The sequence below is a fragment of the Halorubrum ejinorense genome, assembly GCF_055389685.1.
Window position 1 is genome coordinate 394,792 of record NZ_AP043777.1, and the last position, 22,249, is coordinate 417,040.

The 22,249-nt window shown below is 69.9% G+C and carries 23 protein-coding genes and 2 tRNA genes; 17 read left to right on the plus strand and 8 right to left on the minus strand.

From position 1 onward, the window contains the following. Positions 1-48 precede the first annotated feature (48 nt). From ACZ5KW_RS03005 to ACZ5KW_RS03030, 6 genes are all read left to right on the plus strand, one after another. On the plus strand, positions 49-1,152 hold the full coding sequence (locus ACZ5KW_RS03005) for a hypothetical protein (protein WP_343779759.1): 1,104 nt from the start codon (positions 49-51) through the stop codon (positions 1,150-1,152). A 126-nt stretch (positions 1,153-1,278) separates the two neighbouring features. After that, positions 1,279-2,568 carry an adenosylhomocysteinase gene (locus tag ACZ5KW_RS03010; RefSeq protein WP_343779760.1) on the plus strand — a complete coding sequence of 430 codons (1,290 nt, stop codon included), beginning with the start codon at positions 1,279-1,281 and terminating at the stop codon, positions 2,566-2,568. A gap of 86 nt (positions 2,569-2,654) precedes the next feature. Then, a complete protein-coding gene (locus ACZ5KW_RS03015) occupies positions 2,655-2,804 on the plus strand; it encodes a hypothetical protein (protein ID WP_343779761.1) in 150 nt (49 codons plus the stop codon). A 54-nt stretch (positions 2,805-2,858) separates the two neighbouring features. Further along, positions 2,859-3,632, plus strand: a complete 774-nt coding sequence (nucS, locus tag ACZ5KW_RS03020; RefSeq protein WP_343779763.1) for an endonuclease NucS — start codon at positions 2,859-2,861, stop codon at positions 3,630-3,632. A gap of 128 nt (positions 3,633-3,760) precedes the next feature. After that, complete coding sequence (locus ACZ5KW_RS03025; protein ID WP_215087182.1) at positions 3,761-4,291, plus strand: 50S ribosomal protein L16; 531 nt, start codon at positions 3,761-3,763, stop codon at positions 4,289-4,291. Between the two features lie 141 nt (positions 4,292-4,432). After that, positions 4,433-6,487: a DEAD/DEAH box helicase gene (locus ACZ5KW_RS03030; RefSeq protein ID WP_343779765.1), complete on the plus strand. Its 2,055-nt coding sequence runs from the start codon at positions 4,433-4,435 to the stop codon at positions 6,485-6,487. Positions 6,488-6,547: 60 nt separating this feature from the next. Here ACZ5KW_RS03030 and ACZ5KW_RS03035 read toward each other — a convergent pair whose 3' ends face one another. Further along, positions 6,548-8,350, minus strand: coding sequence for an SLC13 family permease (locus ACZ5KW_RS03035; protein WP_343779859.1), 1,803 nt, complete (start codon positions 8,348-8,350; stop codon positions 6,548-6,550). A 155-nt stretch (positions 8,351-8,505) separates the two neighbouring features. Between ACZ5KW_RS03035 and ACZ5KW_RS03040 the strand changes: the two genes are divergently transcribed. Continuing rightward, positions 8,506-8,576 (plus strand) — tRNA-Pro (locus ACZ5KW_RS03040). Between the two features lie 197 nt (positions 8,577-8,773). Here ACZ5KW_RS03040 and ACZ5KW_RS03045 read toward each other — a convergent pair. Next, entirely contained in the window at positions 8,774-9,922 is a 1,149-nt protein-coding gene (locus ACZ5KW_RS03045) for a DNA cytosine methyltransferase (RefSeq protein ID WP_343779766.1), read from the minus strand. 183 nt (positions 9,923-10,105) lie between these two features. After that, complete coding sequence (locus tag ACZ5KW_RS03050) at positions 10,106-10,717, minus strand: beta-class carbonic anhydrase (protein ID WP_343779769.1); 612 nt, start codon at positions 10,715-10,717, stop codon at positions 10,106-10,108. 210 nt (positions 10,718-10,927) lie between these two features. Here ACZ5KW_RS03050 and ACZ5KW_RS03055 point away from each other — a divergent pair. After that, positions 10,928-11,001 (plus strand) — tRNA-Phe (locus tag ACZ5KW_RS03055). A 345-nt stretch (positions 11,002-11,346) separates the two neighbouring features. On the opposite strand, the gene ACZ5KW_RS03060 is transcribed toward ACZ5KW_RS03055, so the two are convergent. Both ACZ5KW_RS03060 and ACZ5KW_RS03065 read right to left on the minus strand, forming a co-directional pair. Continuing rightward, a complete protein-coding gene (locus ACZ5KW_RS03060) occupies positions 11,347-11,631 on the minus strand; it encodes a DUF7577 domain-containing protein (RefSeq protein WP_343779772.1) in 285 nt (94 codons plus the stop codon). A gap of 88 nt (positions 11,632-11,719) precedes the next feature. Beyond that, complete coding sequence (locus ACZ5KW_RS03065) at positions 11,720-11,890, minus strand: hypothetical protein (protein ID WP_343779774.1); 171 nt, start codon at positions 11,888-11,890, stop codon at positions 11,720-11,722. Between the two features lie 60 nt (positions 11,891-11,950). Here ACZ5KW_RS03065 and ACZ5KW_RS03070 point away from each other — a divergent pair, with 60 nt between their 5' ends. Then, positions 11,951-12,652 (plus strand): HAD family hydrolase, encoded by a 702-nt coding sequence (locus ACZ5KW_RS03070; protein ID WP_343779779.1) that lies wholly within the window; start codon positions 11,951-11,953, stop codon positions 12,650-12,652. Further along, positions 12,649-13,629 carry a phosphotransferase family protein gene (locus tag ACZ5KW_RS03075; protein WP_343779781.1) on the plus strand — a complete coding sequence of 327 codons (981 nt, stop codon included), beginning with the start codon at positions 12,649-12,651 and terminating at the stop codon, positions 13,627-13,629. Before ACZ5KW_RS03070 ends, ACZ5KW_RS03075 begins: the two co-directional genes overlap by 4 nt. Before the next feature lie 50 nt (positions 13,630-13,679). On the opposite strand, the gene ACZ5KW_RS03080 is transcribed toward ACZ5KW_RS03075, so the two are convergent. Beyond that, positions 13,680-14,219, minus strand: coding sequence for a hypothetical protein (locus tag ACZ5KW_RS03080; RefSeq protein WP_343779783.1), 540 nt, complete (start codon positions 14,217-14,219; stop codon positions 13,680-13,682). 211 nt (positions 14,220-14,430) lie between these two features. On the opposite strand from ACZ5KW_RS03080, the gene ACZ5KW_RS03085 reads away from it, so the two are divergent. After that, on the plus strand, positions 14,431-14,625 hold the full coding sequence (locus ACZ5KW_RS03085) for a cold-shock protein (RefSeq protein ID WP_343779784.1): 195 nt from the start codon (positions 14,431-14,433) through the stop codon (positions 14,623-14,625). Positions 14,626-14,825: 200 nt separating this feature from the next. Here the strand turns inward: ACZ5KW_RS03085 and ACZ5KW_RS03090 are convergent, their stop codons facing one another. After that, positions 14,826-15,140 (minus strand): 2Fe-2S iron-sulfur cluster-binding protein, encoded by a 315-nt coding sequence (locus ACZ5KW_RS03090; RefSeq protein WP_343779786.1) that lies wholly within the window; start codon positions 15,138-15,140, stop codon positions 14,826-14,828. Between the two features lie 147 nt (positions 15,141-15,287). Between ACZ5KW_RS03090 and ACZ5KW_RS03095 the strand changes: the two genes are divergently transcribed. From ACZ5KW_RS03095 to ACZ5KW_RS03105, 3 genes are all read left to right on the plus strand, one after another. Beyond that, entirely contained in the window at positions 15,288-16,346 is a 1,059-nt protein-coding gene (locus tag ACZ5KW_RS03095; protein ID WP_343779788.1) for a DUF7093 family protein, read from the plus strand. Between the two features lie 88 nt (positions 16,347-16,434). Next, complete coding sequence (locus ACZ5KW_RS03100) at positions 16,435-16,818, plus strand: DUF5611 family protein (RefSeq protein WP_343779791.1); 384 nt, start codon at positions 16,435-16,437, stop codon at positions 16,816-16,818. Between the two features lie 293 nt (positions 16,819-17,111). Next, a complete protein-coding gene (locus ACZ5KW_RS03105; protein WP_343779793.1) occupies positions 17,112-18,089 on the plus strand; it encodes an ROK family protein in 978 nt (325 codons plus the stop codon). 74 nt (positions 18,090-18,163) lie between these two features. On the opposite strand, the gene ACZ5KW_RS03110 is transcribed toward ACZ5KW_RS03105, so the two are convergent. After that, the gene (locus ACZ5KW_RS03110) at positions 18,164-19,174 is read right to left on the minus strand and encodes a PrsW family intramembrane metalloprotease (RefSeq protein WP_343779794.1); all 1,011 of its coding nucleotides are present in this window, start codon (positions 19,172-19,174) and stop codon (positions 18,164-18,166) included. 187 nt (positions 19,175-19,361) lie between these two features. Here ACZ5KW_RS03110 and ACZ5KW_RS03115 point away from each other — a divergent pair, with 187 nt between their 5' ends. The 3 genes from ACZ5KW_RS03115 to ACZ5KW_RS03125 all read left to right on the plus strand — a co-directional run bounded on the left by ACZ5KW_RS03115 (position 19,362) and on the right by ACZ5KW_RS03125 (position 22,229). Further along, a complete protein-coding gene (locus ACZ5KW_RS03115) occupies positions 19,362-19,790 on the plus strand; it encodes a DUF7532 family protein (protein WP_343779796.1) in 429 nt (142 codons plus the stop codon). Between the two features lie 2 nt (positions 19,791-19,792). Next, the gene (locus ACZ5KW_RS03120; RefSeq protein WP_343779798.1) at positions 19,793-21,319 is read left to right on the plus strand and encodes a ribonuclease FAU-1 family protein; all 1,527 of its coding nucleotides are present in this window, start codon (positions 19,793-19,795) and stop codon (positions 21,317-21,319) included. Positions 21,320-21,434: 115 nt separating this feature from the next. Further along, the gene (locus tag ACZ5KW_RS03125) at positions 21,435-22,229 is read left to right on the plus strand and encodes an HpcH/HpaI aldolase family protein (protein WP_343779800.1); all 795 of its coding nucleotides are present in this window, start codon (positions 21,435-21,437) and stop codon (positions 22,227-22,229) included. Positions 22,230-22,249 lie beyond the last annotated feature (20 nt).

Here is a 22,249-nt window from a genome sequence, read left to right on the forward strand (position 1 = left end):
AAGGGACTTCTCTTTTTATACGGTAACAGGGAGTGGACCCGAGTGGACATGAGACAACGCACGACCAGTCTGCTGCTGATCGCGGTCGTCGCACTCGGTGCGATGACCGGCGTCGCGGCCGCCGACGGCCACCTCGAAGTGGGAGTCGAGGACGCCGACGGCGAACCGACGGTAACGGTGACCGACAACGACACCGCCGTCGAGAACGCCACGGTGAACGTCTCGACCGCCGCCGACCAGAACGTCACCTACGTCGGTGACGGCGAGTACGCGACCGACGAGAACGGAACGGTCGCACTCCCCGCCGCCGAGGAGGACGTGACGGTCAACGTCTCGGCCACCGCGGACAACGAGACCGACTCGGCGACCGTCGACCTCGAAGCCCCTGAGGGCCTCGAACTCGACGTGGCCGACACCGACGGAGCGCCCGTCGTCACGGTCACGAACGACGACGACGCCGTGGAGAACGCGAGCGTGAACGTCTCGACCGTCGACGGGCAGAACGCCACCTACGCCGGCGACGGCGACTACACCACGGACGCGAACGGGACCGTCGAACTCCCCGCCGCGGAGGAGAACGTCACGGTCGATGTGACCGCCGAGTACGAAGGGGAGAGCGTCACGCAGACCGTCGACCTGACCGTCGGCGGCGAGAACTCGTCCGCGGACCAGCCGTTCGGACAGCTGGTTCGGGAGTTCATCGAGCGACTCAGCGGCCGCGAGGGCGGCATCGGCGGGGCCGTCTCCGACTTCGTGACGGAGAACAACCCCGGCAACGCGCCGGACCACGCCGGCGGACCCGGCGGTCCGGCTGACGCCGAGGACGACGGCGCCAACGAGACCGACGACGAGAACGCGAGCGACGCTCCGGGTAACGCTCCCGAAGGCGTCGGGAACGCGAACGACGACGGCGAGCGCGGCCCGCCGGACCACGCCGGTCCCGGTGAGGACGACGGCGACGACGCTGACGACGGCGACGACGCCGACGAAACAGAAGAAGACGACGCGGAAGAGGACGAGGCAGAGAGTGAGGAAGACGAAGCGGACGAAGCGGACGAAGACGAAGAGGAGGAAGAAGCGGGCGACGAGGACGATGACGACGAGGACGACGGCGGACCGCCGGACCACGCCGGCGGCCCGGGCGGTAACTGATCGGACGGGCTGACCGCCCGTCCGGCGGCGCGAGCGACCCGAACGGTGACTGACGGCCGAAGCGGCTTTTTCGGAGGGGAGTCCGGTGTCGGCAGGGTTTAGTGCGCCGTGAGCGAAGCGTGAGGCATGAGCGAAACCGCGTACGCGCCGGTGTCACAGCACCTCTCGGACGTCGAGGCGGCCCGGGAGGAGGGGCGCCGGAAGATGGACTGGGCGCTCCAGCACATGCCGATTCTGAACGCGCTCCGCGAGGAGTTCGTCGACGAGCAGCCGCTCGAAGGCGAGACGATCGCGATGGCGATGCACGTCGAGGCGAAGACGGCGAACCTCGTCGAACTGCTCGCCGAGGGCGGCGCCGAGGTCGCGATCACCGGCTGTAACCCCCTCTCGACGCACGACGACGTGTCGGCCGCGCTCGACGCGCACGAGTCGATCACCTCCTACGCGGTCCGCGGCGTCGACGACGACGCGTACTACGACGCGATGCACGCCTGTATCGCGCACGGCCCCACCATCACCGTCGACGACGGGATGGACATGGTGAAACTCGTCCACGAGGAGTACCCGGACCTCATCGACTCCATCGTCGGCGGCGCCGAGGAGACGACCACCGGCGTCGACCGCCTGCGCGCGATGGACGCCGACGGCGAGTTGAACTACCCCGTCTTCGCCGTGAACGACACGCCGATGAAACAGCTGTTCGACAACGTCCACGGCACGGGCGAGTCGTCGCTCGCGACCATCGCGATGACGACGAACCTCTCGTGGGCCGGCAAGAACGTCGTCGTCGGCGGCTACGGCCAGTGCGGGAAGGGCGTCGCGAAGAAGGCCTCGGGCCAGAACGCGAACGTCATCGTCTGCGAGGTCGACCCGCGGAAGGCGCTCGAAGCCCACATGGAGGGGTACGAGGTGCTCCCGATGGTCGAGGCCGCGAAGAAGGGCGACGTGTTCATCACGACGACGGGCAACCGCGACGTGATCACCCGCGAGCACTTCGAGGAGATGGGTGACGGCGTCCTGCTGGCGAACGCCGGCCACTTCGACGTGGAGGTGAACCTCGATCACCTCGACGACCTCGCCGTCGACCGCTACGAGGTCCGCGAGGGGGTCGAGGGGTTCGAGATGCCCGACGGACGCGTCCTGAACGTCATCGCCGAGGGGCGACTGGTCAACCTCGCCGCGCCCATCGCCCTCGGTCACCCGGTCGAAGTGATGGACCAGAGCTTCGGCGTCCAAGCGGTCGTCGTGCGCGAACTGGCCGACAACGGCGACGCGTACGAGGCCGGCGTCCACGACGTCCCCGACGAACTCGACCGCGAGGTCGCCGAGATCAAACTCGCCGCCGAAGGCGTCGAACACGACCACCTCACCGACGAACAGCGCGAGTACATGGGCAGTTGGGAACACGGCACCTGATCGGACTCGACTGGGGCCGACTCCGGTAGGTCGGTGCCGCGCGGTCCGTTCGACCGGCTTTTGTGCGACGCGACCGTACCGAGTGTATGAACCTGACGGCGGTGTTACACAGCGGTTTCGGGGTAGCGGTGGTGGCCGGAATTCTCGTCTCGGACACGACGCTTCGGATCGCCGCGTTCGCGCTCGGCGCCGTGCTCTTCGTCGCCGGGATCGTCGTGTCGCGACGCGGCGACTGAGGCGAGCGCCTCCGGCGCGCGCCCTTTTTGCCCCGCGACCGCCTACGGAGCCCAGTGACAGTCACGAGCGTCCACGACCCGAGCCACCGCGAGGCGCTCTGGGAGCTGGAAGACGCCTTCGAGCGCGGCGACCTCGTCAGCCTGTTCGGCCGCTGTACGGTCTCGTACGAGGGCCGCGCCGCCTCCGACCTCGGTGCCGGCGACCGGCTGCTCGTGTTGAAGCCCGACGGCGCCGCCCTCGTCCACACTGACGAGGGCCGTCAGCCCGTCAACTGGCAGCCGCCGGGGTCGGAACACCGCGCCGCGGTCCGCGAGGGGCGACTGCGCGTGGTCTCGTCGCGAACCAACCCCGACGAGACGCTGACGGTCCGCTTTTCGGCCGTCGAACAGCTCTCGGCGATGCGCGTGACGGGCGGCCGCGACCTCGAGCTTCACGGCAGCGAGGAGGACCTCCGGACTCGAATCTTGGAACGCCCGGACCTCGTCGAGCCGGGGTTCGAACCCCGAGAGACCGAACGGCCCTCGGGCGCCGGGCCGATGGACGTGTTCGGCGTCGACGCCGACGGGACGCCGGTCGTCGTCGAGCTGAAACGCCGCCGGGTCGGACCGGACGCGGTCGGGCAGCTCGCCCGGTACGTGCGCGCGCTCCGCGAGGAGCTGGGCGTCGAGGGCGACGGGGATCTGGAGGGCGAAGGCGACCGCGACGGCGAGAGCGCGCCCGAAGTCCGCGGCGTTCTGGTCGCGCCGTCGGTCACGGATCGAGCCGCGGAGCGACTCGCCGACCGAGGGTTCGCCCACGTCGCGCTCGAACCGGCCCCGGACGGGTGACTCGAATCGCGTGTCAACCCGTGGCTCGATCCGGCGGCTGACAGACGCTGACGGCCGACGGGTCGGCGGAGACGGCTCGCTATCGAAGGCTTTATCGCCGCAGCACGGGCTACATCGGACAAGTAGCCATGTCTGACAAACCCGCCTCTATGTATCGGACGATCGACAAGCCGTCGTACACCCGCCGCGAATACATCACGGGCATTCCCGGCTCGAAGATCGCCCAGCACAACATGGGCGACCTCTCCGCGGAGCCGGACGACTACCCCGTCCAGATCAGCCTCCGCGTCGAGGAGGAGCTCCAGGTCCGACACGGCTCGCTGGAGAGCGCGCGCCTCTCGGCGAACCGTCACCTCATCAAGGAGCTCGGCGAGGGCAACTACAAGATGACCCTCCGCAAGTTCCCCCACCAAGTCATCCGAGAGAACAAGCAGGCGACCGGCGCCGGCGCGGACCGCGTCTCCGACGGGATGCGGCAGGCGTTCGGCAAGCCGGTCGGCACCGCCGCGCGACTCAGCAAGGACGACGTGGTCTTCACGGCCTACTGCGACGTCGAGCAGGCGTCCGTCGTGAAGGAAGCGTTCCGCCGCGCGTACAACAAGCTCTCGCCGCCGTGCCGGATCACGGTCGACCGCGGCGAGAAGCTGCTCGTCTCGTAACGACCGACTCCACCCCCGTCCCCGAGGCGGGTCCTTTTCCGCGCGACCGTTTCCGGACAGCCGCGGCGCCGGGCACGGAGAGACGCGGGTGCGACCCCCGAGCCGAACTCCTGAAATACCTCGCTCGCGTACCAAACCGCAGTGTCACAGCAGTTGGCCGAGGTCGAGACGCTGTTCCTCCACGAGTCGCGGAGCGACTACACCGTCGTCGCCACCCGCGACGGCAACCGGGTCCTCCGCGGGCGGCTCGAACTCAAGGACACGTCTGCGGGCCCGCGCCCGGCGAAGTTCCGCGTCGTCCGCGACGGCGAGGACCACCCTCGCCAGCCGGACGAGTTCGTCGACCTCGCGCGGGCGGCCGACCGCATCCGGATCTCCGAGCAGACGACCCCGGAGAACCGGAAGCGGCTGGAGGCGATGCTCGACGGCTATCAGCTGGACTCGCTCGCCGTGCGGACCTGCCGGCGCTGCGCGAACGACGGCCGGTACGGGCCGATCACGAGCGACGACGCGATCGAGCACAACGGCGAACTGATCTGTCGGGACTGTGCCCGTCGAGAGCTGGAACGAGAGCTGTCGTACAAAGGCGAGTTCACGGGCGCGGCCGAGGAGCGCCTCGAAGAGCTCCTGTACGAGTCCGGTGACTTAGACCGGATCGTGAGCCTGCTTCAGGGCGGGCTCGACCCGGACCTCACGAAGTACGACGAGGTCTCCGCGAACGTCGACGACGTCTCGCCGGTGCGGACCGAGGATCTGGACCTCCATCCGGACCTCTCCGCGCACCTTCAGGGCCGGTTCGAGGAGCTGCTGCCGGTCCAGAGCCTCTCCGTCCGGAACGGACTCTTAGACGGCGACGACCAGCTGGTCGTGAGCGCGACCGCGACCGGGAAGACGCTCGTCGGCGAGCTGACCGGGATCGACCGCGCGCTGAAGGGGGACGGGAAGCTGCTCTTCTTGGTTCCGCTCGTCGCGCTCGCCAATCAGAAACACGAGGACTTCGAGGAGCGCTACGGCGACCTCCTCGACGTCTCCATCCGCGTCGGCTCCTCGCGGGTGAACGACGACGGCAACCGCTTCGACCCGCACGCCGACGTGATCGTCGGCACCTACGAGGGGATCGACCACGCGCTTCGGACCGGTAAGGACCTCGGCGACGTGGGAACGGTGGTCATCGACGAGGTCCACACGCTGAAGGAGGGCGAGCGCGGCCACCGGCTCGACGGGCTCATCTCGCGTCTGAAGTACTACAGCGAAGACCGGATGGAGACCCACGAGGGGTACGACGGCACCCAGTTCGTCTACCTCTCGGCGACCGTCGGTAACCCGGAGTGGCTCGCGAAGAAGCTCCGCGCCACGCTCATCGAGTACGAGGAGCGGCCCGTGCCAATCGAGCGTCACGTCACCTTCGCCGACAGCCGCGAGAAGGCGCAGATCGCCGACAAGCTCGTGAAACGCGAGTTCGACACGAAATCGTCGAAGGGGTACCGCGGGCAGACGATCATCTTCACGAACTCGCGGCGTCGCTGTCACGAGATCAGCCGCAAGCTGCGGTACGACTCGGCGCCGTACCACGCCGGCCTCGACTACAAGCGGCGGAAGAAGGTCGAGCGCCAGTTCGGGAACCAGGACCTCTCGGCGGTCGTCACCACCGCGGCGCTTGCGGCCGGGGTCGACTTCCCCGCCTCGCAGGTGATCTTCGACTCGCTGGCGATGGGGATCGAGTGGCTCTCCGTCCAGGAGTTCTCGCAGATGCTCGGGCGCGCGGGGCGACCGGACTACCACGACCGCGGTCGCGTCTACCTCCTCGTCGAGCCCGACGGCGTGTACCACGGCTCGATGGACCGCACGGAAGACGAGGTCGCGTTCACCCTCCTGAAAGGCGAGATGGAGGACGTGGCGACCCACTACGACGAGACCGCGGCCGCCGAGGAGACGCTCGCGAACGTCGTCGTGGCCGGGAAGAAAGCCAAGCGACTCAACGACCGGATGATCGGCGAGGTGCCCACGAAACACGCCCTGGGGAAGCTGCTGGAGTGGAACTTCATCGACGGCTTCGAACCGACGGCGCTGGGTCGTGGCGTCACGAGGCACTTCCTCGCGCCCGACGAGGCGTTCTTCATCCTCGATTCGGTGCGGAAGGGGACCGACCCGTACGACATCGTCGCCGACCTCGAGCGGCGCGACGACGAGGAGTGACGGCAGAGCGAGCGCTCGGGCGGACGGCCTCCGTCCTCGGATCCCGCGAACTGGTCCGGCTCAGACGCCCCAGAGGACCGCGATGCCCGCCGTCGTGACGACCGCCAACAGCAACTGGAGCGGGGCGCCGACCCGGAAGAAGTCAGTGAACTCGTAGCCGCCCGGCGCGTACACCATGAGGTTCGTCTGATACCCGATCGGGGTGAGCACGGCCGAGGAGGCCGCAAACGTCACCGCGAGGACGAACGCGAAGGGGTTCGCTCCGATCTGGACGGCGGTCTCGACCGCGACGGGGATCATGAGGACGACGCTGGCGTTGTTGCTGATGACGTTCGTGACGAGCGCCGTGAACAGGTAGAACGCGCCCAACACGAGGACCGGCGAGAGGCCGACGGTCCCGACGACCGCGACGTCCGCGAGCCAGGCCGCCGCGCCGGTCCGTTCCACGGCGACGCCGAGCGGGATCAGTCCGGCGAGCAGGAGGATGACGCTCCAGTCGACCGCGTCGTACATCTCTCCGGGCTTCACGCAACCGGTCACGACCATCGCGACGATGCCGCCGAGCGCGCTCACGGGGATCGTGAGCACCTCCAGCGCCGCCAGCGCCACGACCGCGACGAGGATGCCGACCGCGACGGGGATCCGGCTCGTCCGGAAGTCGGGGCGGGTGAGTTCGCGGGCGAGGACGAAGTCCCGGTCGGCGGCGAAGCGACCGATCGTCGTCTCCGTCGCCTGAATCAGGAGGGCGTCGCCGCCGCGGAGCGGTCGCTCGTCCATCCGGGCGTGGATGACGCGCTCGCCGCGTCGGATCGCGAGGACGCTGGCGTCGTAGCGGTCCCTGAAGAACAGCGTTTCGAGCGTCTCCCCGATCACCGACGCCTCCGGCGAGACGACGATTTCGACGAGGCTCTGGTCGGTCACCGGTTCGACGGCCGCCTCGTCGGCGTCGAGTTGTTCATCCGTCACCTCGGCGTCGGGCGCGAGGTCGAGCCCCTCGGCGTCGACGAGCGAGAGCAGGTTCTCGCGGTCGGTCCGGAGCACGAGCACGTCGCCCGCGTGGACCTCCTTCGGGCCCAGCGGTTCGGTGAACGCCCGGTCGTCGCGGATCAGCTGAACCACGTCGGCGTCGACGTCGAGCGCTTCGAGGCTCGCGCCGATCGTCTCGCCGACGAGCGGGGAGTCCTCGCGGACGACGGCCTCGGTGAGGTACTCGGCCATGTCGAACTCGGCGACGAGCCCGTCGCCGGCCGCGATCCGTTCCGGGACGAGGTACCGGCCGACCGTCGCGAGGTACGCGACCCCGGTCAGGAGGACGACGAGGCCGAGCCCGGTGAACTCGAACATCGAGAAGGGGTGATCGAGGAGGCGGGCGGAGACGTCGGAGGCGAGGATGTTCGTCGAGGTGCCGACGAGCGTCAGCATCCCGCCGAGCATCGCGGCGAAGGAGGCGGGCATCAACAGCTTCGACGGGGAGATGCCGGTCCGTTCGGCGATGGTGTTCACCATCGGGATCATGATCGCCACGACCGGCGTGTTGTTGATGAAGCCGGCCGTCCCGCCGGAGAGGCCGAGGACCGCGAGCAGTTGCTTGTTCGGGCTGTCTCCGAAGCGGTCGGCGATGGCGGCCCCGACGAGGTTCACGAGCCCCGACTGTCGAATGCCCTCGCTGAGGATGAACATCGCGAGGACCGTCACCGTCGCCGGACTGGCGAACCCGCTTATCCCGACCGCGGCGTCGACGCCGGTCCACGGCTCTAAGACGACGAGCGCGACCATCACCGCGATCGCCGTGACGTCCACGGGGACCAGTTCGGTGACGAAGAGGACGAGCGCGACGGCGACGAGACCGAATATCACGGCGATTTCGGTCGTTATCGGCGGGATCGCGCCGGTGAGTGGAAGGAGTGACGTCGGCAACACCGTTGATCCTCAGATACCGGGGAGGCCAAAGAGGCTTCCCCCTTCCCGCGCGAGCGCAACGAAACCCTTTAGCGACTCTTGCGGGTACGTACTGGTGCGGGACCGTGGGTTAGTGGTATACTCCGGGCCTTGGGTGCCCGTGACCCCGGTTCGAATCCGGGCGGTCCCATCGCTGCCGCGAACATCCGTGAGCGGCAGCGCTGGAACGGATTCGAACTTTACCGGTCGCGCGCAGCGAACGGAGCGAGCGAGCACGTCCGGTTCCGGTTCGAATCCGGGCGGTCCCATTCCTGCTGCGAGCAACTCCGCGAGCAGCAGCGTCGGAACGGATGCGAACCACGGAACGAACCGAGAGAAGTCGCGGCGTCAGGCCAGGTCCGTGAGCGACTGCTGTTCGTAGACGTCGGGGTCGGCCGGCGGCGCGTCGCGGACCTCGGGGTAGTACTCCCGGATCTGGTTCGCCAGCTCCTCGCCCAGCCGGACGGGGACGGCGTTACCGATCTGTTTCATCACGTCGGTCTTGGTCCCCTCGAACGCGAAGTCGTCGGGGAACGTCTGGAGCCGCGCCATCTCCCGGGGCGTGAGGTAGCGGTCCTCGTGCGGGTGGATGAAGACGTTCGTGCTCACCGTCAGCGACGGCTCCTCGGGGTGGAGCCGGCGGAGGTACGTGCCGTACCGCTTGACGATCTCCGGCTCGTGGGGACAGGCGTCGGTGTCCTCGCAGTCACAGCGGTACTTCTTCGTCTTCAGGCGGTCCGGGAGGTCGCGGTAGTAGCCGCCCGGCGGGACGTGGCGAATGCGTTCGAGCGTCTTCTCGCCGGTGTTCGCGTACGTCATGTTCGGGAGGTCGTCGGTCGCGTCCGCGAGCGCCTCGCCGGCGGTGCGCCAGCTCCCCTCCGGCGTCGTCGGCTCCGGGAACCGGATCGGCACGTCGCGGTCGGTGCCGACGAAGAAGATCCGGCGACGCTTCTGCGGGACGCCGTACTGTTCGGCCTCTAACACCCGGTACTCGCATTTGTAGCCGTGGGCCGCGAACTCGTCGACGATGAGGTCTTTCACGTACCGATCGTCGCTGGTCTGCCGGTTGATCAGGTCGCGGACGTTCTCCATCAGGACGACCTGCGGTTCGAGGACGGAGACGACCCGGAGGAACTCCTCGAACAGGGTGTTCCGGCGGTCCTTCTCCATCTCGTCGAGCTCTATCTGCTCGTTGTTGAGCCGGCTAAATCCCTGACACGGCGGCCCGCCGATCACCACTTCGATGTCGGCCGGCTCGTGGCCGGCCCCGCGCACGGCCTCGCGGAGGGCGTCGGCGTCCAACTCGCGGACGTCCCCTTCGAGGAACTCGGTGTCGGGGAAGTTGCGTCGGTACGTCTGCGCGGCCGGCTCCCACTCGTCGCTGCCGAGAACAACGTCGAAGCCGGCCTGCTCGAACCCGCGGTCGAGGCCGCCGCAGCCGGAGAAGAACCCGGCGACGACCGGGGCGTCGGCGTCGTCAGCGCCCACGGGCACCACCTCGTTTCAACGCGGGCGCGCGTACTCGGTCCATTCGTCACCGGATTCGCCGCGGGCGCATAAAAACGTCACACCTCGGCCGGCGAAGCGGCGAGGGCGGAAAGCCCGTGGTGGCGGAGTCGGCGAAGCCCGCGGTGGCGAGACCGACGAGAGCGGCCGGCGTCGTCGTCGAATTCGATCGACTCAGGCGCGTCGTTCGCTGATCTCCTCGGCGATCCGTTCGTCGGGGCGGCGGAGTTCGCCGGACTCGACCTCGTAGACGTAGCCGGAGACGGTCGTGTCGTCGGGGATGAACGCGGACTCGCGGAGGTACTCGACCTGCGCGGCGCAGGCGGCGTCGATGTCGTCGGTCATCTTCACCCAGTCGAGGAGGTCGGCGTCACCGATGGTGAGATCGGGCAGCGAGGGGTCCAAGTCGGCGGCGTCGAGGTCGCCGGTCTGCGCCTTGAGACCGTCGCGGATCGCCTCGTCGGGGGCGCTCATCATGCCGCAGTCGGTGTGGTTGATCACGACGATCTCGTCGGTGTCGAAGAAGTTCGTTGTGAGCGCGGCCGACCGGATCACGTCGTCGGTCACCTTTCCGCCCGCGTTGCGGAACACCTGCGCGTCGCCGAGGTCGATGCCGAGCGCCTCCTCGATCGGGATCCGCTCGTCCATACAGGCGACGACGAGGAGGTTCTCGTCCGTCGGGATCCCCTTCCGACGGCGGCGCGCCCAGTCGTCGCGCTCGTCGACGGCGGCTTCGAGGTGCTCGTGATGCGTGTCGCGATCGTCTTGGTCATGGTCGTGTGACATCGGTAGAACGGACGGACGCCGGAGACGGACCCGTTGCGGAAACGACGATCGCCGCCGTCGCCGAGGAGCGGCGGCGATATCCTCCGATATCGGGAGAAGGGTCGAGACGGGAAGTCCACGACCACGGCGGCGAGGGGGAGCGAAGGAGCGCGATCCGACCGCCGCCTTTCGAAATCCTTTTGTCCCGAATCGGCGTTGGTGGGAGTGCGAGCCGCCTTAGCTCAGACTGGGAGAGCACTCGACTGAAGATCGAGCTGTCCCCCGTTCAAATCGGGGAGGCGGCATATTTCGAGACGGTGAGCGGCCCTCACCGTCGAGAAAACGACGCCGGACCGATTTGAGCAGACGAGTCGTGAGCCCGAGCGGAGCGAGGGCGAGCGTCTCGGCGAGTTCAAATCGGGGAGGCGGCATTTTCCTGCGAACCTACGAGGGAGCGCAGCGACCGAGTCGTGAGCAGCGAAAACGCTCCCGACCCGAGTTGAGCACGGAAGACGAGCGCAGCGAAGCGAGCACGGCTTCCGGAGTTCAGATCGCGGGGGCGGCATACTCTAAAGCCGTGAGCGACGGCGACCGGCGGCAGTTCGGTCGTCGATTCATCTACCACCGACGAGAGCGAATGGGTTCGGTCGTTAGCCCGGACCGAGCGGCGCCGCACATTCGCGACAGTACGTGAACTCCGACTCATTCTCCACGCCGCACTGCGGACAGGTCGACGAGGACCGCTCGTCCGGCGCCGGCGGGTCGCGGTCGTAGATCGGGTCCTCGGTGTACCGCTCGGTCTCGCCCGCCCGTCGCTTTCGACTCCGCTCGCGGCCCTCGCGGAAGATACCGACCAGAACACGGACGCCGAGTCCTAACGCGAAGAGCAGGGCCGCGCCGGTCGCGACGAGGTAGACCGTGCCGGCGTCCAGCATGGGGGCGACTACGGGCCGGAGACGTAGATAGTGTGGGGGGTCACCAAGGGTCGATGACGGCTCTCGCCGCCTGTCGATCGGCCGCGGCTCACTCGTCGCCGACGAAGACGGTCGCGAGCCGGTCGCCGCAGTGCGGACAGTTCAGCGTCTGCCACGTGTTGGGGTCGAGGTCGCCGAACGGCTCGGACCGGCGGGCGTCCGCGACGGAGACTGTCGCGCCGCACGTCTCGCAGGCGTGGGTGTCCTCGGGGTCGGGCATCGTCGGATGTACGGGCGCGTCGCCGAAACGGACTTCGCCGCGCGGCGCCACCGATCTCCCATGAGCCGGTTCGCGGCGGTGGCGTTCGACCTCGACGACACGCTGTGCCGCCACGACCACGACATCGACGCCCTGTACCGACGGGCGTTCGAGGCGGCGGGCGTCGAACCGTTCGGCGAGCCCGACGAGCTGTGGCCGCTCCTCGACGGCGCGCCGGACCCGAACGACCGCGTCGGGTACCTCGGCGCGGGGTTCGCGCGGCTGGCGGCCCAACACGGCCGCGACGTCGATCCGATCGCGCTCGCCGAGGCGTTCGAGTCCGTCGCCGACGACTCGCGGGTCGCGTACCTCCCCGGAGCGGTCGACGGGCTGACGGCCGCGGCGGCGGCGGGGCCCGTAGGCGTTCTCACGAACGGCCCGGAGCGGAGACAGCGGGCGAAAGTCGAGGCGCTCGGTCTCGGTGACCGAGTGGACGCGATCGTGTACGCGGGCGACCTGCCGCGCCGGAAACCCCACGCGGAGGCGTTCGAGCGGCTGACCGCCGCACTCTCGGTCGAACCGGGAGAGACGCTGTACGTCGGAAACTCGCTGTCGTACGACGTGGCGGGCGCGCACAACGCCGGCCTTCTCTCGGCGTGGCTGCGGGCCGACCCCGACGACGCGGCGGCCCCGTACCGGCCGGACTACGTCCTCGACTCGCTGGACGAACTCGCGTCGCTCTTGGCGTGCGAGCCCGAGGCCGAGGCGGAGGCCGACCCGTGAGCGACGGCGTCCGAGAGCGGGCCCTCGCGGAGACGCGCCCGGGAGCGACGGCGACGAGCGTCGAGCCGCTGGGCCGCGGAAACCGAAAGCGGACGGAGGTGGTGCGGTTCGAGGCGGCCGACCCGGTCGTCGTCCAGTGCTCCTCGACGCCGGGCGCGGCGCGGACCGAGGCGGCGCTGCTGGCGGCGATCGGCGAGCGAACGACCGTTCCCGTTCCGCGTCCGATCGGCGGGGGAACCGTCGACGGCACGGGGTGGTTCGTCACGCCGCTGATCGACGGACGCGACCTCCACGAGGCGTTCGTCGACCTCGATCCGGCGGCTCGGGGAGAGGTTTCCGAGGCGTTCGGACGGTTCCTCGCCGAGATCCACGAGGCGTTTCGCTTCGACGGGTGCGGTCGCCTCGCCGTCGAGGGAGGGGCCGAATCGAACGCAGCGCTCGGGGGCGACTCGCCGCTAGTCGTCCGAGAGCCGGTCGACGCGACGACGTGGCTCCGACGGTTCGGCGAGCGACACGCGGATCGGCTTCCGGCGGAGTTCGACGACCTCCGCGGGGCGCTCGCCGAGGCGCTTCGGGAACCGATCGAGGGCGACGCCGCGCCGCGGCTGTTCCCGTGGGACTTCCGGCCCGGGAACGCCCTCGTCGCGGACGGCGCGGTGACGGCCGTCATCGACTGGGAGGCGCCGCTTTCGGCTCCGGCGGGCGTGTCGGTCGCCAAGGCGGAACACCTGGTCGTCGACTGGTACGCGCCCGCGGCCGAGACCGAAACGCTCCGGCGGTCGTTTCGCAAGGGGTACGAGTCGGTCGCCCCGCTACCGCCCGTCGGGCGCGCCCACCGCGTGGCGGCCGTCACGAGCGCCGTCGTCGACAGTGCGGGCGTCGTGACGAACCCGCGGTACCCGCCCGTCGACCGGGACGCGGCGGTCGCGTTCCACCGGCGCGCGCTCCGGAACGCGCTCGACGGATCGGTCGAGTGAGGGCACGGCGAGGGGCCTCGGCGTCCGTGGGTCCGAGGCGGAGAGAGCGCTCAGTACAGCGCGGTCGCCGCGAGGATGCCCGCGGTCTGACCGAGGCCGACGAGCGCGACTCCCGCGACGACCCCGGCCGGGGAGCCCGCGAGCGCGGCGACGGCCGCCCCGGCGACCGAACACGCGGCGGCGACGTAGTGGACGGTCGAGCGGGGGACCGCCGAGTCGCGCAGGCCGGTGTAGACGAACGCGGGCGCGGGCAGCAGCATCCAGCCGTAGAAGGCGACGGCGAGCAGCGCGTCGGCCGGGAGCGGGGCGAGCGCGAGGAAGCCCGCGACGCCCGCGAGCGTGACCGGCGTCCCCGCGAGGATAACCAGCTTCCACGCCCTGAGGACGCCCGTCTCCATGTCGCGCCACGAGGCGACGACGAAGGCGACGAGCAGGACGCTCATGACGACGTGAGCCACGAACAACGCGTGTTCGGAGACGGCGCCGGTCAGGGCGGCCGCGGCGACGCCCCACGCCGCCGGGACCAGCAGGGCGGGACCGTTCTCGCGCAGGCTGAGCGCGGGACCGTCGGCGTGACGCGTGCGAGACACAGCACCTCGTTTTCAGGCCGTGGGCATAAACGTCGGCGTCGAGCCGGGTGACGTGAAACCGACGGATCAATCGAGACGGGCGATAGTCCTCCCATGGACGGTCACTAATTGTCTGCGATAGCGCGCTTTTCAGAAACAATTGTCCGAAGAGGGCCGTGGTAACTGTACACTCGCAATCCTTATAATCCGATAGCGCGTTCGTTCAGACGCAATGGCGACCGGAAAGGTTGATTTCTTCAACGACACTGGCGGCTACGGATTTATCGAGACTGACGACGCGGACGACGACGTGTTCTTCCACATGGAAGACGTCGGCGGCCCGGACCTCGAGGAGGGACAGGAGGTCGAGTTCGACATCGAGTCCTCCGAGAAGGGCCCGCGCGCGTCCAACGTCGTTCGGCAGTAAGCCGATCCGAAATGGTGGGTCGGTCCGGCTGACGCCGAACGCGACTCTGACACACGGTATCGAACGTTTTGCCCGCGTCGCGGACTCACGTCCGTCGCGGTCGTATTTCACACCGACCAGCGGACGGCTCGTCGCGAGCAGCGGCGAGGGCCGCGCTGGATAGAAGTTGCTGAACCGACGGAGAAGGCGTCGGTCGCGGTTCAGATGTGCTGGCCGAAGAGCCCGCGGCCCTTCGTCACTTCGACGTCGCCTTCGACTTTGGTCTGACAGGCGAGGCGGACGTCGTGGCTCGGGTGATGCGGCGGGAACCAGAGGCGGGCGCGCTCCTTCTTTCCCGGCTCGCTGACCTCGCCCTCGACCTGGACCGCACAGGAGCCGCACGACCCGGCGCCCCGGCAGTTGAGTTGGTTCATCTTGCCGTTGTACACCGAGAGGCCGGCCTCCTTGAGCACGTCGCGCAACACGGCGCCCTTCTCGCATTCGATCTCCTCGCCCTGATAGGATACTGTAGGCATGTCGGTGAACGGTACAGCGGCGATCCACAAAGAGTCTGTGTCCGCGGCCCGCGGGGGGAAACCGGTCGCGGCGGTCCGAAACGGTCGTGCGCCGAGCGTCGGACGCCGACGGGGCGTTTTTTACCCTCGGCACCGCAGGGAGGCACAATGGGACTCAGGTGTCTGCTCGGGCACGACTTCGACGAACCCGAACTCCAGCGGGAACGCGAGGAGGACGGCGACGAGGTCGTCACGACCGTCAGGGAGGTGAAGACCTGCGCTCGCTGCGGCGAGACGCAGGTCGTCAGCGAGAACACGGAGGTAACGACGATGCAACAGCTGGCCGACGAGGCCGCCGCGGACCGGACGGGCGAGAGCGACCCCGGCGGTCCCGCCGGTCCGGCGACGACCCCGGGTGCCGCGGAGGAACCCGCGGGACGGAGCGAGCCGAACGACGCCCCACAGGAGTCGGTGACCCTGGACGAAGAGCCCGGCGCCGGCGCCGACGACGCGGTGATCCTCGACGACGGAGCGACGGCCGACGCGGACGACGGCGGTCCCGGGGCGGCGTCGGGAGGCGCCGAAGCGAGCGCCGTCGACGACTCGCCCGGAACGGCCGGATCGGGACCCTCGGAGGAGGACGCGGAGCTGTTAGACGCCGGCGACGGGGCGGCGGCCGGCGGCGGGGCGGGAGCCGGCGAGGCGCCCGCGACCGACGCCGCGTCGGACGACGAGCCCGACGCGGAGACCGACGACGGCGTGATCCTCGACGAGGACGACGACGAGTCGGTCGAGGGCCGGGAGCGCGGCGCGTGGCCCGAGGTCGACGAGGAGGACGCCGAGGGAGACGGGGCGGCCGCTTGGCCCGACCACGGCGGCGAAGACGAGGGGTTCAGCGCCGAGGTCGGCGAGGGCGGAGACGCCGGCGTCGAGTTCGGCGGCGGACTCACTCCGGAGGCCGCGGAACAGGAGGAAGCGGACGGAGAGGGGGAGTACGTCGAGGCGCCCGACGACTCGGAGAGCGTCTCGCTCGACGCCGACGGCGAGGGCGGAACGGGGATCACCCGGAGCGAGAGCCCAGAGCTACAGACGGCGGGCTCGAACGAGCCGACGGAGTACTACTGTCCCGAGTGCGGGATGGTTCGGGCCTCGGACGGGAGCTCCATGCGCGCGGGCGACATCTGTCCGGAGTGTAAGCGCGGGTACGTCGACGAACGCCCCCGGTAGTCGTCGTCGAAACGGGCGCGTCGGCGGTCGAGCCCGCCGAGCCGCCGTGACGAAACTGGTTTACGCAGGCCTGTCGAACGGTCGCGGCATGAAGGAGTACAAGATGCGACGCGGTGAGCATCTGGACGACCGAATGCCGGACCTGAAAGCCTCGATCGAGGACTACTTCGGCGAGGTCACCGGCACCGAGGAGTGGCAGGGACACGAGCTGTACGTCGTCGAGGACCCCGACAACCCGGTGTTCGACCGCATCGTGGCCGGCGCCGCCGAGTACGGGAGCAAGAAGGACAAGCTGGCGGTCCACTTCGAGGAGCGACCCGCCGAAGACGTCATCGCGGAGGGCAACGCCGACGCCGCCGCGGACGCCGTCGACGCGAAAAACGAGTTCCTGCTGGAGGCGACCGGCCGCGACGCGAAGTCCCGACGCGACTCGCTGAAACGCGAAGTCGAGGACGACGCGCCCGACTACTGAGCGGTCCCCGCGGCCGTCGCCTCCGTCGGTCGAGCCACCGAGAGCGATCTCTTCGCGAAGCGCGGTCCGTCCGTCGAGATCCGCCGGTTCGTCGGCGTTCGGCAGCGCTCGCCGACCGAGAAGGCCGCGTTCGGCAGCGTCGCACGGGAGTCCTCCTCAGCGCTCCGTGTCCGGTGACGTTCGTCCGCGAAGTCGCCTCGTAACGCGATTTCTCGGTGACGACCGGGTTCTTTCCCGTCGCTCGACCACGCGAAGCGTCCCGCTTAAGTGAAGCGGGTCCGCGCTTACACCCGATGTACTACGTGGGCGTCGATCTCGGGGCGACGAACGTCCGAGCGGTCGTCGGCGACGAGACCGCGGCGATCCTCGGCTCCGCGTCGCGAGCCACCCCGCGGGGACCGAACGGCATCGCCGTCACGGAGGCGGTACTGGAGGTCACTCGGGGGGCCTGTACGGAAGCGGGGATCACACCGAACGAGGCGGTCGCGGCCGGGATCGGCTCGATCGGCCCGCTCGACCTCGCGGAAGGGGTCGTCAAGGGGCCCGCGAACCTCCCGGACACGGTCGAGCGCATCCCGCTCGTCGGCCCCGTCGGTCGGCTGCTCGACACCGACGAGGTGTACCTCCACAACGACACCATCGCGGGCGTCATCGGCGAGCGGTTCCACTCCGAGCGCAACCCAGACGACATGGTGTACCTCACCATCTCCTCGGGGATCGGCGCCGGCGTCGCCGTCGACGGCAACGTGCTCTCGGGGTGGGACGGGAACGCGGGCGAGGTCGGGCACATGACCGTCGACCCCCACGGCTTCATGACCTGCGGCTGCGGGCTCGACGGACACTGGGAGGGGTACTGCTCGGGCAACAACATCCCGAAGTACGCCCGCGAACTCCACGAGGAGGACCCGATCGAGACGGTGCTCCCGATCGAAGACCCCGACTTCTCCGCGGTCGACGTGTTCGAGGCGGCGGGCGAGGACACCTTCGCGGACCACGTGATCGACCAGGTCGCCCACTGGAACGCCATGGGAATCGCCAACGTCATTCACGCGTACGCGCCGCTGGTCGTGAGCGTCGGCGGCGCGGTCGCGCTCAACAACCCCGACCGCGTGCTGGATCCGATCCGCGAGAAGCTCCCGGAGATGGTGTTCATCAACGTCCCCGAGGTCCGGCTGACCGACCTCGGCGACGAGGTCGTCGTGAAAGGCGCCCTCGCGAGCGCGCTCACGGGGGGGACGGGCGACCGCTCGCGAGTCGAGACGCCGCCGTGACGGGCGGCACGGGCGACCGCTCGCGCGTCGAGAAGGCGCTCTGACGGAAGCCGGAAACGAGGCCGGTTTCGCCCTTACTGCTCGAACTCGTCGAGCTCCGGCTCGACCTCGGGGTCGACCGAGTCGCGAGTGTCGAGGTACGCGTCGCGGTAGCGCCGGATCTTCCGGAGGAGCACGAAGCCGAACGCCCCTTGGAACACGACGACGAACGCGAACAGCGCGATCACCTGCGGGATCCCGATCAGCCCGGCCGCGACGCCGGTCACCGGCCCGACGAGGGTGTTATACAGCGCGTGGATCGCGGCCGCGAGCACGAGTCCCTTCACGACGATGGGTCCGCGGTTGCCGGGGTTGAACTTCGCGAGCCCGAGGTAGTAGCCCGCGAACGCGGAGTAGATCACGTGTCCGGGGCCCGCGAGCGCCCGGAACGCCGCGATCCCGTCGCCGGCGCCGAGCGTGGCGATGCCGACGGTCAGCTCTCCGAGGTCGACGTTCTGTGCGATGTACACGAGGTTCTCGATGACGACGAACCCGAGCCCCGCGATGGCGCCGTAAACGGCCCCGTCGATGACGGCGTCGAACCGGGCGTCGGTGTACGCGTACAGCCGCACCGCGAGCAGCTTCACCGACTCCTCGACGGGCCCGACGATCAGGAAGAAGAAGAGCACGAGCCCCGGGAAGCCGAACGGCCGAAAGAAGGGCTGGAGCTCGCTGTTGAGGACCGCGGCGAACGTCGCGGTCAGGATCGACAACAGGAACGTGGCGACGAGCAGCGACAGCGGCTCGCCGGTCGTGACATCGGACGAGTACACGTAGGCGGCGAGCCCGAGCGCGGGGATCACCGAGAGTCCGAGGAGGATCGCGATCGCGGGGTCGAAGAGCAGTCCGATCCCGAACGACCCGAGAATGACGAGCAGGCCGGCGAAGGCGACGAGCACGACCGCGGCCTTCGCCGACCGAGTGATGAACCAGTGGAGCGCGACGGAGAGCCCGTCGAGCGAGGTCCGCTCCTCCCACGTCGCGATGTCGTAGAGGTCGCGGTCGTCGTCGGCCCGAGACGCGATCGGGTCCTCCTCGGATGGCATAGGGGTCGATTGCCGCCACGGTGACTTAATCGTCGGTGTCGGGGGAACACTCGCGAGAGGGACGGACCGCGGCGTCGCCCCCGGGCCACGCGGCGGCGACCGTGCGACGGGTCGCCGGTCGATCGAAGCCGCGGGCGCCGAGCGCCGCGGTCGACAGGATTGAAACGGCGGCGCCCGAAGGCGGAGTATGCACTTCGATCCTCGGGTCCAGCGCGCCCTCAGCGAGGCCGGGCTGGACGCGGACGCCGTCGCGGACGCGTCGGACCGCGTCGCCGAACTCGTCGCGCGGGACGCCGACCGCCTCCGATCGTTCTTCGACGCGGACGGTCCCTACTACTCGGACATGGAGATGGCACACAGCACGGCGGAGGTCCAGGAACACGCGACCGCCGACGTCGACCTCTTCACGCACGGGAGCGACCTGCGCGGGTACCTCTCGCTCGACGGCTGGGGGGTCCCGGTCGAGGGCGGACGGATCCTCCGAGCGGCGGACGGAGGGGGCGGGGAGGACGACGGCGCGTCGGGCTCGGACGGCGGGCCGATAGTCGTCGAGCTCACCCTCGGCGACACCGTCAACGACCGAGTGCGGTTCGCGCGCGACCGCGGGGCCCTGTGACGATGGCGCGGGTTCGCGTCCGCGGCATCTACGCGACGGCGCTCACCGCGCGACTGCTCGACGCGGGCCACGGGGTGGTCGACGCCTCGGCGCCGATCCGGCGACGCTTCGACGCCGCGTTCCCCGACGACCCGCCGGAGGTCCGGGTCGAGACGAGCGACGACCGGCAGGGCGTCGGAGCGAGCGGCGATCCGGACGCGGTCGCCGCGGTCCGGGAACCCCTGACCGGCGCGGGCCGCGACGCGCTCGCGTGGCCGGACCCGACCCCGCCGGGCGCCGTCCTCGACGGCGAGGTGACGGAGACGCTCGGCGGCGGGGCAGTGGTGACGCTCCGAACCGGCGGGACGGAAGGCGACGGCGCGCTCGAATCGGCCGAGCCGGCCGGCCCGGTCGAGGGATACCTCCCGTTCGGCAGCGTCGACGCCAGAGTGGAGTCCGGCGACGCGGTCCGCGTCCAGGTGCGCGAGTCGGCGGCGCCGTGGACCGACCGCCGCCCCGAACTCGCCGGCGAACTCCGGGTCGGCGGCGGCCTCGTCGCGCTCGAACCGGGGTCCGGCACCCGGGTCGACGTTCGGAACGACGAGGACGCTCGGGAGCTGTCGGGCATGCTCGACCTGCTCGGCCTCGAACCGCCGGCCGGGTGGCGGGCGGTGTGGCTCCCGCCGGCAGTCGACGCCGACACGGAGGCGCTGAAATCCGGACTCGACGGCGCGGTCGACGCCGCGGAAGCGCTGCGCGCGGCGACCGGGGACGGCAGCGACGCGGTCGGCGGGGGCGGTGACGGACCCGGCGACGCCGAGAGCGGCCTCGGCGTCCTCGACGACCGGTCTCGACTCCGCGAGACGCCGGTGGCCGAGCCGAACGCCGGGGTCTGGGTCTGGTTCGGCCGCGAGAGCCGGGGCGGACTCGACGACGCGCGGCGGACCGCGACCGCGACGATGCCGGGCCACCACCGGGTGAAGGCGGGGTCGGCGGACGCCTCGGCCGGGGTCGACCTCGCGGAGGCGCTCTGTGAACCCGACCCCGACGCCGCGTTCCCCTTCGCGGTCGTGACCGACGCGTTCGGCCCCGCGGAAGGCGACGCGTTCCGGATCGACCACGGGAAGCCGGACGGCCGGCTGATCACCCTCGGCGAGGGGACGGTCACGGGCGTCGACGCCGACGGCGGCGTCACGGTCGAACGGGAGATGACCGGCGGGGGGACATACGACGGACTGGGCGTCGACCGCGAGGCCGGCGACGTCGCCGAGACGAGCCTGAAGGAGGGGCGCTGGTGGTACCCGACGACGTACCGGGGCCGCGACGGGACCGTCCGAGGGACGTACGTCAACGTCTGCACGCCCGTGGAGGTGTTCCCCGACGCAGCCCGCTACGTGGACCTCCACGTCGACGTGGTGAAACTGCCGGACGGCACCGTCGAGCGGGTCGACGACGACGAGCTCCGAGAGGCGGTCGCGGCCGGAACGGTCCCCGAACCGCTGGCCGAGAAGGCGCGAAGCGTCGCGTCGGCGCTGGAGAGCGCGCTGTGAGCCGCCGACCGTCTCTCGGTTAATCACAAACACGCAGAGCGTGAATATACGCCGTGTTTTACCAGCCGCTCGCGAACGTCCGAGCCACGATGAACGACGAAGGGGGCGGTCGCTCGTGAACGCGGCACAGCCGACGAACGACCTCGCGGCGACCGTCGAGGGCGGCGGGGTCGCGTTCGGGGTACTCGACAACGCGTACAGTCCGACGCTCGTGGAGCTCTACGGCGAGCTCGGCGCGGACTTCGTCTGGATCGACCTCGAACACGGCGGCCCGTCCCCGCGGGACGCGGGACGGATCGAAGACCTGCTCCGCGCGGCAGAGCGGACGGGCGTGGAGCTGCTCGTCCGGCTCCCCGACACGGACCCGACGCTCGTCCGGAAGGCGCTGGACCTCGGCGTTCGGAACGCCTTCCTCCCCCGGGTGAAGACCGCCGACGAGGTGCGAGAGGCGGTCCGGTCGGCCCGGTTCCGCTACGATGACGGTCCCGGCGATCGGGGGCTGGCGTCGCCGCGCGCGAGCCGCTGGGGACTGGCCGACGAGTACGTCGCCACCGAGGACGACGAGACGCTCGTCGGCGCGACGATAGAGACCGCGGAGTCCGTCGAGGACATCGACGAGATCCTGGCCGTCCCGGAGCTGGGGTTCGTCTTCATCGGCCCGTTCGACCTCTCCGTGGCGCTCGGTCACCCCGGCGAACTCGACCACCCGGACGTTCGAGACGCCGTGGAGACGGTCCGCTCCGCGGCCGTCGAGGCGGGCGTCCCCGTCGGCGGGCTCGGGTTCGGGATGGACGACGCCGGCGAGAAGGCGGCGAACGGCTACCAGATCGTGAACCTCGGGAGCACGACCGGGGCGCTCGAAGGGGCCGTCACCGACTGGCTCGACGACGTCGAGCGAGGCGACGGCTGAGCCGAAACGCCGCGCCGCTC